Origin of the sequence: Streptomyces sp. NPDC001536, from assembly GCF_042894505.1 — a bacterium.
GTDB lineage: Bacteria > Actinomycetota > Actinomycetes > Streptomycetales > Streptomycetaceae > Streptomyces.
Map to the genome: position 1 here is coordinate 148,919 of NZ_JBIAVQ010000011.1, position 14,845 is coordinate 163,763.

Annotated in this window: 16 protein-coding genes; 7 read left to right on the top strand and 9 right to left on the bottom strand. The window is 72.2% G+C overall.

What is annotated here, in order from left to right; all coding sequences use genetic code 11:
- The first annotated feature begins 53 nt into the window (after positions 1-53).
- A complete protein-coding gene (locus ACFY0U_RS28675; RefSeq protein WP_388640635.1) occupies positions 54-842 on the top strand; it encodes a hypothetical protein in 789 nt (262 codons plus the stop codon).
- Here the strand turns inward: ACFY0U_RS28675 and ACFY0U_RS28680 are convergent.
- Positions 824-1,339, bottom strand: a complete 516-nt coding sequence (locus ACFY0U_RS28680; protein WP_388640637.1) for an NUDIX hydrolase — start codon at positions 1,337-1,339, stop codon at positions 824-826. The genes ACFY0U_RS28675 and ACFY0U_RS28680 overlap by 19 nt on opposite strands.
- A gap of 141 nt (positions 1,340-1,480) precedes the next feature.
- Positions 1,481-2,377, bottom strand: a complete 897-nt coding sequence (locus ACFY0U_RS28685) for a DMT family transporter (RefSeq protein ID WP_388640640.1) — start codon at positions 2,375-2,377, stop codon at positions 1,481-1,483.
- Between the two features lie 356 nt (positions 2,378-2,733).
- On the opposite strand from ACFY0U_RS28685, the gene ACFY0U_RS28690 reads away from it, so the two are divergent.
- The 4 genes from ACFY0U_RS28690 (at position 2,734) to ACFY0U_RS28705 (ending at position 6,651) form a co-directional block, all read left to right on the top strand.
- Entirely contained in the window at positions 2,734-3,684 is a 951-nt protein-coding gene (locus ACFY0U_RS28690) for a hypothetical protein (RefSeq protein ID WP_388640643.1), read from the top strand.
- Between the two features lie 33 nt (positions 3,685-3,717).
- Positions 3,718-5,247: an APC family permease gene (locus tag ACFY0U_RS28695; RefSeq protein WP_388640646.1), complete on the top strand. Its 1,530-nt coding sequence runs from the start codon at positions 3,718-3,720 to the stop codon at positions 5,245-5,247.
- Between the two features lie 74 nt (positions 5,248-5,321).
- Positions 5,322-6,047, top strand: a complete 726-nt coding sequence (locus ACFY0U_RS28700; protein ID WP_388640649.1) for a molybdopterin-dependent oxidoreductase — start codon at positions 5,322-5,324, stop codon at positions 6,045-6,047.
- The gene (locus ACFY0U_RS28705; protein WP_388640652.1) at positions 6,031-6,651 is read left to right on the top strand and encodes a cytochrome b/b6 domain-containing protein; all 621 of its coding nucleotides are present in this window, start codon (positions 6,031-6,033) and stop codon (positions 6,649-6,651) included. The genes ACFY0U_RS28700 and ACFY0U_RS28705 overlap by 17 nt, the downstream gene beginning before the upstream one ends.
- Here the strand turns inward: ACFY0U_RS28705 and ACFY0U_RS28710 are convergent.
- The 5 genes from ACFY0U_RS28710 to ACFY0U_RS28730 form a co-directional block, all read right to left on the bottom strand.
- Positions 6,562-7,680 carry a hypothetical protein gene (locus ACFY0U_RS28710; RefSeq protein WP_388640654.1) on the bottom strand — a complete coding sequence of 373 codons (1,119 nt, stop codon included), beginning with the start codon at positions 7,678-7,680 and terminating at the stop codon, positions 6,562-6,564. The two genes, ACFY0U_RS28705 and ACFY0U_RS28710, sit on opposite strands and share 90 nt — an antisense overlap.
- A 212-nt stretch (positions 7,681-7,892) precedes the next feature.
- Positions 7,893-8,921 carry an L-idonate 5-dehydrogenase gene (locus ACFY0U_RS28715; RefSeq protein WP_388640657.1) on the bottom strand — a complete coding sequence of 343 codons (1,029 nt, stop codon included), beginning with the start codon at positions 8,919-8,921 and terminating at the stop codon, positions 7,893-7,895.
- Positions 8,921-9,679: an SDR family oxidoreductase gene (locus ACFY0U_RS28720; protein ID WP_388640660.1), complete on the bottom strand. Its 759-nt coding sequence runs from the start codon at positions 9,677-9,679 to the stop codon at positions 8,921-8,923. The genes ACFY0U_RS28715 and ACFY0U_RS28720 overlap by 1 nt, the downstream gene beginning before the upstream one ends.
- A gap of 10 nt (positions 9,680-9,689) precedes the next feature.
- Positions 9,690-11,087, bottom strand: a complete 1,398-nt coding sequence (locus tag ACFY0U_RS28725) for a GntP family permease (protein WP_388640663.1) — start codon at positions 11,085-11,087, stop codon at positions 9,690-9,692.
- Between the two features lie 51 nt (positions 11,088-11,138).
- The gene (locus ACFY0U_RS28730; protein ID WP_388640666.1) at positions 11,139-11,645 is read right to left on the bottom strand and encodes a gluconokinase; all 507 of its coding nucleotides are present in this window, start codon (positions 11,643-11,645) and stop codon (positions 11,139-11,141) included.
- Between the two features lie 148 nt (positions 11,646-11,793).
- Here ACFY0U_RS28730 and ACFY0U_RS28735 point away from each other — a divergent pair, with 148 nt between their 5' ends.
- Complete coding sequence (locus ACFY0U_RS28735) at positions 11,794-12,495, top strand: FadR/GntR family transcriptional regulator (RefSeq protein ID WP_388640668.1); 702 nt, start codon at positions 11,794-11,796, stop codon at positions 12,493-12,495.
- A gap of 217 nt (positions 12,496-12,712) precedes the next feature.
- Here the strand turns inward: ACFY0U_RS28735 and ACFY0U_RS28740 are convergent, their stop codons facing one another.
- Both ACFY0U_RS28740 and ACFY0U_RS28745 read right to left on the bottom strand, forming a co-directional pair.
- The gene (locus ACFY0U_RS28740) at positions 12,713-13,114 is read right to left on the bottom strand and encodes a YchJ family protein (protein ID WP_388640671.1); all 402 of its coding nucleotides are present in this window, start codon (positions 13,112-13,114) and stop codon (positions 12,713-12,715) included.
- Between the two features lie 78 nt (positions 13,115-13,192).
- Positions 13,193-13,615 carry a LuxR C-terminal-related transcriptional regulator gene (locus ACFY0U_RS28745; RefSeq protein WP_388640673.1) on the bottom strand — a complete coding sequence of 141 codons (423 nt, stop codon included), beginning with the start codon at positions 13,613-13,615 and terminating at the stop codon, positions 13,193-13,195.
- A 228-nt stretch (positions 13,616-13,843) separates the two neighbouring features.
- On the opposite strand from ACFY0U_RS28745, the gene ACFY0U_RS28750 reads away from it, so the two are divergent.
- Positions 13,844-14,812: a hypothetical protein gene (locus tag ACFY0U_RS28750; RefSeq protein WP_388640676.1), complete on the top strand. Its 969-nt coding sequence runs from the start codon at positions 13,844-13,846 to the stop codon at positions 14,810-14,812.
- Positions 14,813-14,845: the final 33 nt, after the last annotated feature.

The window sequence follows — 14,845 nt, forward strand, 5'->3', positions numbered from 1 at the left end:
ACCCGGCCTTCTGCGAAGGGGCGTTGTCAGTGCCGCCCGCTACGGTTCGGGACATGGATCTTCCCTCGTCACTGGCCGGGTACACGGAGCCCGAGTTCGGCATCGCCCCCGCCGAGCACCTGCTCGACCTGCCCGGGTTCTGGCCCGTCTACTACGGCCCGGTCTGGGACGAGATAGCCGAGGAGCCCGAGGCCTTCGGCGCGGACACGGCGGATGTCGACGAGGCCGTCGAGCAGCTGTACGGCACGGCATCGACGGTGTGGCCGGCCTACCGCCTCCCCATGGCGGGCGGGCACCTGCTGTGGATCGTCCACCGCAACCACCCGGAGGACTCGGGCACGGACTACCTGGTCACCCACCCCGACTGGGCGCGCCACCTCCACCTGGCCTCGATCGAGGGCCACTACAGCGGGCCGGGGCTGTCCTGGCCGGAGCTGCTCGCCGTGGCCGAGTCGGCCCCGGCGGACGCCGAGGGGGTGCGGGACGCCGATCTGCGGCTGCTTCTGCTGCTGCCCGCGTTCGGCGACGCGGAGGTGCCGGTCGACGAGATGGCGGAGCGGATATCCCGGGCGCTCACCGCGGTCGGGGTCGCCGCGGAGGTGGCGCCGGACCTGGCGGAGCAGTTCGTGGAGCATCCGTTCTGGGAGGCGCCCACCTGGAGTGTCCAGGGCCGGAGCCCGCTCAGCGGCGGCACCGCCGAGCCCGGGCCGCTCGCGGTGTGCGGGGACCGGCACAGCCCGCGGACCGCGGCGCTGGGCCACGGCATCACCCGGGAGCAGGCGCACGCCCTCGCCGACGCGCTCGCGGGCCGTCCGGCCATGGATCAGCCGGCCGCCCGGTAGGCCCGCAGCCGCTCGTAGGCGTCCAAGCCGTCCGGCACCCACTCCCACTCCGACAGCCGCCGCTCCACCTCCTCCTCCGGCAGGAAGTCGTGCCAGGCGACCTCCTCGACCTGAGGGTTCACCGGCAGCTCGCAGCGGACCTCGTACACCGCCGACCACCAGGTCTGCCCGGCGCCGTCGTCGTACAGGAACTTGAACAGGAACGCGGGGGACGGAAGCCCGGAGACCCCCAGCTCCTCCTCGGCCTCCCGCAGCGCCGCCTCGTCGTAGCTCTCACCCGCGCCGACCACTCCGCCGACCCACATGTCGTACAGGGAAGGGAAGACCAGCTTGGTCGGAGTGCGGCGATGAACGAAGAGACGGCCGCCGGCGTCCCGCACCTGGATAAAAGCGCAACGGTGACGCAGCCCCTGGGCGTAAGCCGCACCGCGCGGGGACTGCCCGACGACCTGGTCGTTCTCGTCGACGATGTCGAGGATCTCGTCAGCAGAACTCATGGGGCCCATCCAAGCAGGCCTGATCACACCGCCCTAGGGGCGCGGGGCTGTGTGCGACTTGCGGCTCCGCCGCGTGGGCGCGACCAGCCCCCACTCGCCCGCAGCCGACACCCCACCGCTGATCGGTCGACCCCCGCACCCTCAGTTGGGCTGAAGATCCCGCGCCCGCGCCGGCCGCTCCACCGCCCCGCACGGCATCGCCGGATGCAGTCCCAGCAGCACGATGCCCACCACGACCGCGGCCAGTCCCGCCGCCTCCCACGCGAGCGCCCCCGCGTCGGTGCGCAGCCGGTCGCCCAGGAAACCCACACCGCAGATGATCCCGGCGAGCGGCTGGGCGGCGGTGAGGGCGGGCAGCGACATCCGCAGGGAGGCCGTCTCGAAGGCGCTCTGGACGAGCACGAGGCCGGTCACGCCGAGCACCAGCACCGCGTACGGCTGCCAGCCGGTGAGGACGTGCACGAGGCCGCCCTCGGAGAAGCGCTCGCCACTCACCCGCGTCAGCGCGTCCTGCACGCCGTACAGCAGTCCGGCCGCCACCGCGAGCAGCGCCGGACCCGCGACCAGCCGGGACCGCTTCGCGTACGCCGTCAGCAGCAGTGCGAGACCGATCATCGCGCCGATGATCAGCCAGTGCCGGAAGGGGTCCGTGACCGCCGTACCGCCGCGGGGTTCGCCCGCGACGATGAACGTCGTCACGCCGCCCGCGAGGAGCAGCAGGCCCGCCCAGCCCTGGCGGCCCAGTGACTGCTTGGTCTGGTGACGGGAGAGAGCCATCGCGAACAGCAGGTTCGTCGCCAGCAGCGGTTCCACCAGGGAGATCTCGCCCTGCCCCAGCGCGATCGCGCCGAGGACCATGCCGGCCACCATGAGGGCGATACCGCCGAGCCAGCGAGGCACCTTGACCAGGTCCAGGAGGAGCCGCGGCGAGAGGAAGTCGTTCAGGGGTGCCCGCTGGGCCGCGTTCTGCTGGAGGACGAAACCGAAGCCCAGGCAGCAGGCGGCGCTCACGGCGAGAACCAGAACAAGAACCGACACGCTGCGTACCTCGATCACTGGGCCGGGCTGCGGGGCGGGTAGGGGCCGACTGTAGCGTCCTTGGGCCTGGCTTGCTCCCCGGAGTACCCGGAACCGGGCGGTTGACGCGGTCACCCGTACGACCGTCCCGCCATCGTGCGGGGGCGCGGCCGATGGCGCCATGGCGTACGCCACACAAAGCGCCCGGCGGCCCTCCCCTCTTGATCACAACTGCCCCTCCAGTCACGTCAGTTGAACCGTGTAACACCCGCCCCAGCCTTGACGGGAACCATTGGCTGCGGGTTTGCTGTCCGTGACCATCTGCCCACGCAACCGAACTACGACGTCGAGCAACGTCGCGTGAGGAAGTCTCCGCGGTGTCTCCACCCCCGCCACCACTGGGCCGCAGCCGAAGACGCGCGGCCCAGGCCTTCGACGCCGCCCTCGACGACGCCGAACTCGTCTCCGCCCGCGCCGCCCTGGCCCAGGGCCGCTGGCAGGCCGCCCGCTCGCTGATCGCCCAGTCCGGCGACGACTGGGACCTGCGCGGCCACCGCGTGACCGTCCTCGCCCTGGAGCCCTACAGCGCCGCCTGGACCCGCGACTGGCTGCTCGCCGAACCCGAGTCCGCCGACGCCGCCGTCCTGCTCGCCCTCGCCCAGGTCCAGCGCGCCCTGCGCGGCAAGGAGAAGCCGGACCGCGCCGTCGAGGCCTGCCGGACCGCCGCCGAGCGCGCCCCCGCCGACCCCACCCCCTGGCTCGGCCTGCTCCTGCTGGAGCATGGCACGGCCGGGGCCGGGAACGCCGTGCGGATCTTCGAGGAGGTCCGCCGCCGCTACGCCGACCACCACCACGCCCACCATCTGATGGTCGCCCGGCTCGCCGAGCACCGCGCCGACGCCGGCCCGGACCCGCTGCACGAGGTCTACGACTTCGCCAACTGGGCCGCCGAGCAGGCCCCCGCCGACTCCCCGCTCGCGATCCTCCCGGTCATCGCGCACGCCGAGCGCTACCGCGTCCTCGCCGCCGCCGGCCACGAGCCCCCCGACCCGGCCGCCTCGGGGCACTGGGTCGGCCGCCGGGCCCGCCAGGTGATGAAGGCCGCCTTCGACTGGTGGCTGGAGTGGGAGCACGAGGGCCACCCCCGCCGCCTCGTCGACCTCAACTTCCTCGCCCACGCCAAGGTCTGCGAGGGCCGGGGCGCCGAGGCCGCCGCCCTGTTCCACCGCATCGGCGAGCACCCCACCCCCGCCCCCTGGGCCTACCCCGACCGCGACCCCACCACAGCCTTCCGTGCCGCACGCGACAGCGCGCTCGGCACGGTGTGACGCCCTCCCCTCCCCGAAAAGGACGGTCTCCCCGTGACAACGGACAGTTCGAGTACGAAGAGAACCGACGGCATCAGCACCTTCAAGGGCCAGGAGCGGGCCCTGCGCGCCGACCGCCTGGGCACCGGTGGCCTGCTGCTGTCCGTGCTCGCCGCGACCGCCCCCCTCATGGTGGTCGCGGGTGTCATGCCCACCACATTCGCGGTGATGGGCATCGTCGGACAGCCCCTGCTCTTCGTCCTCCTCGGCGTGATCCTCGTCCTGTTCGGCATCGGCTACGCCGAGATGAGCCGGCACGTCCACAACGCCGGCGCCTTCTACGCGTACATCTCCCGCGGCCTCGGCGGCACGGCCGGCGCGAGCGCGGCGCTGGTCGCGCTGGTCGCCTACAACGCCCTCCAGGTCGGCATCTACGGCATCTTCGGCTTCGAGGTCTCCGGCCTCTTCGCCACCTACGCCGAGGTGGAGGTCGCCTGGTGGATACCGGCCCTGGTCGCCGCGCTCGCCGTCGGCGCCCTGGGCTGGCTGAAGATCGACGTCAACGCGAAGGTGCTCGGCGTCCTGCTGGTCATCGAGGTGGCCCTGGTCGTCATCTTCGACATCGCCGCCGTCGCCGACCCCGGCAAGGAGGGCCTGTCCCTGCACGCCTTCAACCCGGACACCCTCACCGGCGCGGGCGTCGGCACCGCCCTGTGCTTCTGCATCGCGGCCTTCCTCGGCTTCGAGCAGGCACCCGTCTACGCCGAGGAGACCAGCCGCCCGCACGTCCTGGTGCCCCGCGTGATGTTCCTGGCCGTCGGCGGGGTCGCCGTCTTCTTCGCGGTCAGCAGCTGGGCGCTCACCGTCGCCACCGGGCCCTCCGCGATCGTCGGCGAGTCCCAGAAGCAGAGCGCCGGACTGCTGTTCAACCTCACCGAGTCCCGCCTCGGCGGCACCTTCACCGACGTCCTGCACATCCTCTTCGTGACCGGCATGTTCGCCGCCATGCTCAGCTTCCACAACGTCGTCGCCCGCTACGCCTTCGCCATGGGCCGCGAGGGCCTGCTCCCCGCCGCCTTCGGCCGCACCACCGGCACCAGCGGCGCCCCCGGCACCGGGTCCCTGCTCCAGACGATCGTCTCGGTGGTGATCGTCGCCGCCTTCGCGTTCGCCGACGACAAGCCGGCCGGCGACCCCACCGAACCCGTCCTGCACCTGTTCACCTGGGGCGGCAACATCGGCGCCCTCGGTGTGATCCTGCTGATGGCGGCGGCCTCCTTCTCGGTGGTCGTCTTCTTCGTCCGGCGCGGCGCGGCCGGCACCCAGGCCTGGCGCCTGGTCACCTCCGCGCTCGCCGGCATCGCCCTGCTCGTCATCGCCGGCTACACCGTCAAGGACTTCGACGTCCTGGTCGGCGCCGGACCGGACTCGTCCCTGAGCTGGCTCCTGCCCGGCATCATCGGCCTGGCCCTGGTCGTCGGCCTGGTCCAGGGCCTGTTCCTGCGTGCCCGCTCGCCCGAGGCCCACGCCCGCATCGGTCAGGGCAACGAGGCGTTCCAGCTGGACAAGGCGGCCTCTTCGTAAGAAGTGGTTACGGAAGTCTGACGGGTACCCGCGAACCCTGGCCCCCCGGGGCTCGCGGGTGTTCGAATGAATGCGTGAACTCCGGACAACCCGAGGAACAGGGCAGGCCCATCGGCCGCCGTGTCCTCCTCGGCACCCTCGGCCTGGGTGCCCTCGGCGTGGTCGCGGCCCCCACCCTGCAACGCGGCCTGGAGTCCTTCCTGGGCAGCGCGGCCGACAAGGATCCCACCGGCCTCACCGGTCTGCTCCCCAACGGGGGCGGCTTCCGCTACTACTCGGTCGCCTCCTCCGTCCCCCACAAGAACGCCTCGAACTACCGCCTGAAGATCGACGGTCTCGTCGACCGCCCGGCCACCTACACCCTGAACGACCTGCGGGCGATGCCCCAGACCCGGATGGTCAAGGACGTCCAGTGCGTCACCGGCTGGCGGGTCCCCGACACCCCGTTCGAGGGCGTACGCCTCTCCCGGCTGCTCGACACCGCCGGAGTACAGCCCAAGGGCACGGCCATCCGCTTCACCTGTTTCGACGGCACCTACACCGAGAGCCTCACCCTCGACCAGGCCCGCCGCGCGGACGTCCTGGTCGCCCTGCGCATGCAGGACAAGGAGCTCGGCCACAGCCACGGCGGCCCGGTCCGCCTCTACGTGGCGCCCATGTACTTCTACAAGTCCGCCAAGTGGCTCTCCGGCATCACCGTCACCGAGGACGTGGACCCCGGCTACTGGGAGGAGCGCGGCTACGACATCGACGCCTGGGTCGGCAGGTCGAACGGACGGGACGATGAGCCTACGAGCTGAAGCCCCGCCGCAGACGCGCGTACGCCGCTTCGGCCGCGCCCCGCGCTGGGTGCACCGCACGACCGCCGCCCTGATGGGCGTCTGCGTGCTCACCGCCGCCTGTCTCTACGTCCCTCAGCTCGCCGAGCTCGTCGGCCGCCGAGAGCTGGTGGTCCGCGTCCACGAGTGGTCCGGCCTGGCCCTGCCGGTCCCCGTCCTGGCCGGCCTCGCCTCCCGCCGCTTCCGCGCCGACCTGCGCCTCCTGAACCGCTTCGGCCCGCACGACCGGATCTGGCTGCGGGCCGCCCTGCGCCGCGACAAGCGGCCCTCGGCGCGCCCGGCGGGCAAGTTCAACGCCGGGCAGAAGATCTACGCCTCCTGGATCGCCGGCGCCACGCTGGTGATGCTCGGCACCGGACTGCTGATGTGGTTCACCCACCTCACCCCGATCCAGTGGCGCACCAGCGCGACCTTCGTCCACGACTGGCTGGCCCTGACCATCGGCATCGTCCTCGCCGGCCACATCGGCATGGCGCTAGGGGACCCGGAGGCCCGGCGCGGCCTGCGGACGGGCACGGTGAGCAGGGAATGGGCGAAGCGGGAACACTCCCTGTGGCGCCACTGACGCGGTGGGCGTCGCCGACTCGGACACCGTGGGAGCGGGCGCCACGACGGTGAACGCGTCCTCCGCCCGCACCTCGGCACCTCCGAACCGGACGGCCACGTCGACGGCCCTCGGCAGCCCCTCCACCACCGGCACCACCACGTCCAGCACCAGACGGTCACCCGCCTCGGAGGCCAGGACCGGCGGCCCGTCCAGCTGCCGGCCGTCGACGAACACCCGCCCGTCCCGCAGCAGTTCACCATGGTCGAAGTACGTTCCGGACAGTTCGACGCCGACCGTCTCCCCGGGCCGCGCCTGACCGTCGTCGCCCGCATCGACGCCGGCGATCGCGTACGCGCACGCGGGCGTGCCACCGGAGGCCGCCTGGAGCCGCACGGTGGCGGTGGGGTACCGCCGGTGGAAGTCGAGCAGCCCGCCCAGCACCGTGTACCCGGCCCGCCCCTTGCAGGTGCCGGACTTCCCCGCGAGCGCCGCGAAGTCCCGGGCCGCCGTCTCCCAGCTGCCGCCCTTGCCCTGCACGGCGAGACAGGCGGAAGCGAGCCCGCGCAGCAGCCGCCACTCGTCGTCCGCCGGTGCCCCGGGGATGACGTCGAGGGCGGTCCGGCACTCGGTGGGCGCGCGGAGTCCGTCGTAGACGCTGGACGGGTCCGGTACGCCGTCGGCGTTCGGTGAACCCGGGCCCGGCGGGAGCCAGACGGGGATGTCGAGGGGGCTCTTGCTCGGGGCGGGAGTGGGGGAGGGGGAGGGGCTGGGGGTGGGCGAGGCGTCCGGGCTCCGCAGCGGTCCGGGAGTCGCGGAGGGGCTGATCACATGACCGTCGGGCCTGGGCTGTCCCGGAACGGCGGAGGGGGAGGGCGAGCCGGTACGCCCCGCCGGTCCACGGCCCGAGGGACCGACCGTGACGATCGTGCCTCCGCCGTCGCCTCTGTCCGACGTATCACTCCCGTCACCGGTGAAGGCCGCGGCGGCCACCGCCACCGCTCCGACGACGAGCAGCCCCGAGATGCGCATCCCGAGGGAAACCGCCATGACGCCCCCCGACACGGTCGCCCCTGGGATGCCGTTCCCAGGGGCCTCCCATCATCGGGCCGACCGCGTCGGGACGGAAGCCGATTCCGTCCCGAAGTCGAGCAGGATCTTGCAAGCAGGCGGGCTCCCGGATTCCGCTTTTCCGAAGCGGAAGCCGTAGTCAACCCCCTGAGCCCAGCAGGATCTTGCAGGGCGACGCCGCGGATACCGGCTCAGCCCGCGAAGTCCAGCAGCACCTTGCAGGACACGTTCCGGTCCGCGGCCAGCACGAACGCCGACTCCGCCGCCCGGACCGGTACCACCGCGCTGACCAGCCCGTCGAACGACGGCTCGGCCGCGAGCAGTTCCAGCGCCGCGTCGAACTCCCCGTCGAAACGGAACGCCCCCCGCAGCTCGATCTCCCGGCTCACCACCAGATTCCCGGCGAACGGCGACTGCCCCGGCGGCAACATCCCGAGCTGCACCACCACACCCCCGCGCCGCACCAGCCGCAGACAGGTGTCCAGCCCGGCGGCGACCCCGGAGGCCTCGACGGCCACGTCCACCTCGGAAGGCCACCCGGCATCATCCGGATCGTCGGCCCGTACGACGATGTCGGCGCCGGCGATCTCCGCGTACCGCAGCGCCGCGGGCAGCAGGTCCGTCACCGTCACCCGGGCCGCACCGGCCGCCTTCGCCGCCGCGACCACCAGACAGCCGATGGGCCCGGCACCGGTGACGAGCACATGCCGGCCCGCGACCTCCCCGGCCCGCCGCACCGCGTGCAACGCGACGGACAGGGGCTCGGCGAGCGCCGCCCGGCGCAGCTCCAGTCCCTCCGGGAGAGCCCTCAACTGCTCCGCGGGCACGACCACTTCGGCGGCGAACCCGCCCTGGACGTGCGGAAAGCGTGCCGCGCTGCCGAGGTAGCGGGTGTCCCGGCAGACATTGCGCCGACCGTCGGCGCACTCCGGACACACCCCGCAGGGCGTGGCGGGGTGCACCGCGACCGCCGTACCGGGAACCGGACCTGACGCTCCGGCACCGTACGAGACGACCGTGCCGACCACCTCGTGCCCGAGGAGCATCGGCTCCCTCAGCCGGAAGTCGCCGACCCCGCCGTGCCGCCAGTAGTGCAGATCGGAGCCGCAGACCCCGCCGTAGCGGACCGCGACCAGTGCCTGCCCCGGACCCGGCGACGGCGCCGCCACCTCCTCGACCCGCAGGTCGCCCTGACCGTGGATCACACAACCGAGAGTCATCACAGCACGCTCGTCATTCCGCCGTCGACGTACAGGATCTGCCCGCTGACGAAGTCCGCGGCGGGCGAGGCGAGGAAGAGCACCCCGCCCACCAGGTCCTCGGTGCGGCCCCAGCGGCCGGCCGGGGTGCGCCGACGCACCCAGGAGCTGAACTCCTCGTCCTCGACGAGGGCTTGGGTCAGCTCGGTCTCGATGTAGCCGGGACCGAGGCCGTTGACCTGGACGCCGTGCGGGCCCCAGTCGGCGCACATGCCCTTGGTGAGCATCTTCAGCGCGCCCTTGGTGGCCGCGTAGGGCGCGATGCCCGGGCGGGCCACCTCGCTCTGGAGCGAGCAGATGTTGACGATCTTGCCGTGGCCGCGTTCCGTCATCCGCCGGGCCGCTTCCCGGCCGACCAGGAACGCGCTGGTCAGATTGGTGTCCAGGATGCGGTGCCAGTCGGAGTCGGTGAACTCCAGGAGCGGGGCGCGCAGTTGCATGCCGGCGTTGTTGACCAGGATGTCGAGCGGGCCGACGCGTTCCTCGACGTCCGCGATCCCGGCGGCCACCGAGGCACCGTCGGTCACGTCGAACACGGCCGTGTGCACGTCCCCCGGAAGTCCGGCGGCGGCCTTGGTGAGCCGCTCGCCGTCCCGTCCGTTGAGGACCACCGTGCAGCCGGCCTCCGCGAGACCCCGGGCCAGGGCGAGTCCGATGCCCCGGCTGGAGCCCGTGACCAGGGCGGTCCGGCCGCTGATGTCGAACAGAGGGTGACTCATCGTCGTACCCCTAGATGATGAGGGAGAGAAGCAGGACGATGCCGCCCGCGACCACCGAGATGATCGTCTCCATCACGGACCAGGTCTTCAGGGTCTGGCCCACGCTCAGGCCGAAGTACTCCTTGACCAGCCAGAACCCGGCGTCGTTGACATGGCTGAAGAAGAGCGAGCCGGCGCCGATGGCGAGGACCAGCAGGGCCGCGTGGGTCGTCGACATGTCGGCGGCCAGCGGGGCCACCAGACCGGCCGCGGAGACCGTGGCCACCGTCGCGGAACCGGTCGCGAGGCGGATGGCCACCGCGATCAGCCAGGCGAGCAGCAGGGCCGGGATCGACCAGTCCTTGGAGATGTCCAGGATCATCGCGCCCACGCCGGTGTCGATCAGCGTCTGCTTGAAGCCGCCGCCCGCGCCGACGATGAGGAGGATGCCCGCTATCGGCGCGAGCCCCTTCTCCACCAGGCCGGAGACCCGGTCCTTGCCGAAGCCGGCGGGCCGCAGCAGCGTGAAGATGCCGAGGAGCACGGAGGCGAGCAGGGCGATCAGCGGCGAACCGATGACGTCGAAGACGCGCTGCGTGGTGTTCTCGGGGTCGTCGATGACGATGTCGACGAGCGCCTTGGAGAGCATCAGGATGACCGGCAGCATGATCGTGATCAGCGTGGCGCCGAAGCCGGGACGCTTGTCCAGGTCCTCGGAGGCGCGCTGCGGGATCATCCTGTCGGGGGCCGGGACGTCCACCCAGCGGGCCGCGTAACGGGAGAACAGCGGTCCGGCGATGATCACCGTCGGGATCGCGACGAGCACACCGAGCGCCAGCGTGACACCCAGGTCGGCCTTGACCGCGTCGATCGCGACCAGCGGGCCGGGATGCGGCGGGACCAGGCCGTGCATCACGGACAGACCGGCCAGCGCCGGGATGCCGATGCGCATCAGCGAGTAGTTGCCGCGCTTGGCGACCATCAGCACGACCGGGATCAGCAGCACGACGCCGACCTCGAAGAACAGCGGCAGACCGATCACCGAGGCGATCAGCACCATCGCCCACGGCATCGAGCGGCCGCCCGCCTTGGCGAGGATGGTGTCGACGATCTGGTCGGCGCCGCCGGAGTCGGCGAGCATCTTGCCGAGGATCGCGCCCAGCGCGATCAGCACGCCCACGCCGGCGACGGTGGTGCCGAGGCCGGTCGTGAAGCTGGCGATGGCCTTGTCGAGCGGGGCTCCGGCGAACGCGCCCAGTGCCAGCGACCCGATGGTCAGCGACAGGAACGCGTGGAGCTTGAACTTGGTGATGAGCAGGACGATGACGGCGATGCCCGCCAGGACTGCGATGCCCAGCTGAGCGTGACCGGCCGAGGTGATGGGCTCGACCGGATCCGCTGCCAGCAACTCGACGCTGAGTCTGGTCACGGGGGTTCCCTTGCAGGTACGGGGGTGGGAGAGAGGTGGTGCGCGGGGGTGTTACGGGAGCTCGGTCAGGGCCTTCGCGGCCCGGCCGGTGATCTCCTCGGGGCTGCCGGTGACATCCACGACGACTCCCGCCTCGTCCTCCTGGAGCGGCTGGAGGGTCGCGAACTGGGAGTCGAGCAGCGCGGTCGGCATGAAGTGCCCCTGCCGATGGGACATACGGTCCTCGATGAGGGCGCGATCACCCGCGAGGTGCACGAAGACGAGCCCGGGAGCGGCGGCGCGCAGCCGGTCGCGGTACGAGCGCTTCAGCGCCGAGCAGCTGACCACCCCGCCGAGTCCCGCCCGTCCGTCCGCCCAGTGGCCGATGGCGTCCAGCCACGGCCACCGGTCCTCGTCGGTGAGCGGGGTGCCGGCCGACATCTTGGCGATGTTGGCGGGCGGGTGGAAGTCGTCGCCCTCGGCGTAGGGGACGCCGAGACGGGCGGCGAGCAACGGACCGATGGTGGTCTTGCCGGTGCCCGCGACGCCCATCACCACGACGACATGGGGGGTGTTCATCGCTGCCTCACTGTCTGCTGTCTTCATCGACACGTCGGCGCCCTCGGGCGTCGACGCAACTGAAACCTATTAGGTACGACAAATTCAAGAGCCTGTGATGAATAAGTCTGACTTTTTGAGTCCGTGACCTGACGCGTACGCTGAGTGCATGAGCACATCGGGCCGGGGGCTGCACGGCCAAGTACTGGAATCCCTCGGCCCCGCGATCACCGCGGGCGAGTACCCGCCGGGCAGCGTCCTGCGCACGGACGAACTCGCCCAGCAGTTCGATGTGTCCCGCTCGGTGATGCGGGAGGCGGTCCGCGTCCTGGAGTCCATGCACCTGGTCGAGTCCCGCCGCCGCGTCGGCGTCACGGTCCGTCCGAAGGCGCAGTGGAACGTCTACGACCCGCAGGTCATCCGCTGGCGTCTGGCCGGCGCCGACCGCCCCGGACAGCTGCGCTCCCTGACGGTCCTGCGCTCGGCGATCGAGCCGGTCGCGGCGGGCCTCGCGGCGAAGTACGCCACGGCGGACCAGTGCGCCGAACTCACCGAGTGCGCGCTCGGCATGGTCGCCCACTCACGGGGCCACCAGTTGGAGGGCTATCTGATTCACGACATGGCCTTCCACCGCGTGATCCTCACCGCCTCCGGCAACGAGATGTTCGCCCGCCTGGGAGACGTCGTCGCCGAGGTTCTCGCGGGCCGCACCCATCACGAGGTCATGTTCGAGGACCCCGACCCGGAGGCCGTCACACTGCACGTCCAGGTCGCCGAGGCGGTCCGCGCGGGCGACGCGGTCCGCGCGGAGACGCTGACCCGGGAGATCACGGTGGGGGCGCTCCAGGAGCTGGACATCCTGGCGCCGTGACCGAGGCAGACAGACGCGCGGACATGGAGCGGCTCGTCGATCCGCCGGAGCAGAACATGGACCGGGCCTGAGAATTCGGCTTCGAAGCGATCCGGCGCCTGGTCAACCCGGGTGACGGTCCACGAACCCGGCTGTGTCACCGTCCGGGCGACTTCCTGGTTCGCCACGGTCACCCACCCCGACGGCACCGAGTTCCGCCCGGCCCCCGCCGTGCCGGTCACTCCAGGAAGTCCCCGTCCACATAGACCCACGCCCCGTCCACCCGCTCGAACCGGCTCCGCTCATGCAGCGACCCGCCCCGGAACGAGGCCCGGAAGGTCACCGTCCCGACCGAGTGGAACGCCGACCCGTCGCCCGTGGCGAGGATCTCCAGACCGGTCCAGCGCATGCCGGGGTCGAGGTCGAGGCTCGCCGGGCGGGTCCGGGGGTGCCAGGTCCGCAGCAGGTAGGCGGCGTCCTGCCGCACGAAGGCGCAGTACCGCGACCGCATCAGCGCCTCGGCGGTGGGGGCGGCCGCGGTGCCGGAGTGGTAGCGGCCGCAGCACGCTTCGTACGGCTCGGGAAGCCCGCAGGGGCAGGTGCCGGCGGGGTGCGTGGGACGGGTGCTGCGTCGGGGCATGTGCCCATTGTGCCGCCGCACGAGGGCGCTCATGGCGACGACCTCGGCGCGGGCGGCGGACGGCGCCGCCCCCATGCGTCAACCCTGGCGTACGAGCGGCGCCACCAGGAGGCCCGCGTCCGCCTCGGAGTCCGGCCGGTCGCCTCCCGAGGCCAGCCGGTTGACCATCGCGGCCCGTGACGACACGTCCAACTTCACGAAGATGCGACGCAGATGGGAGGCGACCGTCCAGGTGCTGATCTCCAGCACCGAGGCGATGGTCTTGTTGGGATGACCGCAGGCGACCATACGCGCGATCTCCCGCTCGCGAGGACTCAGCAGGGTCATGGGCCCGGCCTGGTCGCACCGGATGACCAGGCAGCGGATGTCGCCCACCGCCAGGTCCAGCAGTACCCGCTCGCCGGACGCGGCCAGTCTTCCTATCAACGCCTGGACCAGCGCCTCGACTTCGGCGGCGGTCCCGCCCATGTCCAGGAGTGCGGTTCGTGCCCCGTCCTTCATGGCGGCCCCCTTGCCTCAGCGGACCGGCGGCTCGGCCGGTGCGACGCACACAGGCATGGAGCGCACTTTAACAGCGGGGCCGACCGCTCCGTGCCCGATTCGGGCGTAGCACGTCCGAGCGACGCTCATCCGAGCGCGACCGGACCGACTGACCGCCGAACATGTCACTGGCCCGCCAACCTCCCGGAACCGAGGGTGAGTTGTCCGACCGCGCAGAGGGAGGCGGCCATGCAGATGCGTCACGCCCAGCTGGAGTACGAGAACGAAGCCGCCCTGGAGAGCGAGTTCGAGGGCGCCGGCGAAGAGGAGGACGAGTACCTCTACGAAGAGGAGGGCGAGGGCGAGGAGTTCCTCGGCCGGATCGCGGCCGGCCTCGGCGGTCTGCTGGGGCAGGGCGAGGGAGAGGACGAGTTCGAGAACGAGTACCTCTACGAGGACGAAGGCGAGGAGGAGTACGAGGACGAGGCCTTCTTCCGCCGTATCGGCGCCTTCGTCCGCCGTGCCGCCCCGGCCCTGCGCCGGGTGGCCCGCATCGCCGCACCGCTCGTGGGCAGTGCCGTCGGCGGCCCGCTCGGCGGGGCCCTCGGCAACATGGCCGCCCGCGCCCTGGGGGAGGACGAGTACCTCTACGAGGACGAGGCGGAGGGCGAGTTCGAGGCGGAGGACGAGTTCGAGGCGGAGGCCGAGGAGGAGGCGTCCCGTCCGCTCACCCAGCAGGAGGCCATGGCCGAGATGATGGCCGCGGTCGCCGCGCAGGCCCGCACCGAGGCGGAGGCCGAGGCGATGATCGGCGCCGCCACCGTCGCCGCGCTGTCCGCCCAGGACCGTGCCGCCCTGCGCCGGCTCCAGCCACACCTGGTCCGCGCCACCTGCGTACTGACCAGGCTGCTCCGCCGTCAGCGCGCCACTCGCCCCGCCGTCCGCGCCGTACCGGTGATCGTCCGGCGCACCGCACGCGTCCTCGGCGCCCGCGCCGCCGCCGGACGGCCCGTGACCCGCCGTACCGCGGCCCGGGTCATGGCCGGGCAGACCCGCCGCGTGCTCAGCAGCCCGCAGCAGACCACCCGCGCACTGCAGCGCAATGTGCGCGCCGCCACCGCGGTGCGCCGCGCCACCGGACCGGCCGCCCGCGCGGGACGCCCCCGCCGTCCGGCCACCCCGGCGCGCCGCCGCCCCGGATACGCCGGGCTGCGCTGACCGAGACGCCCTGGACCAGGAAGGACCGCGGCC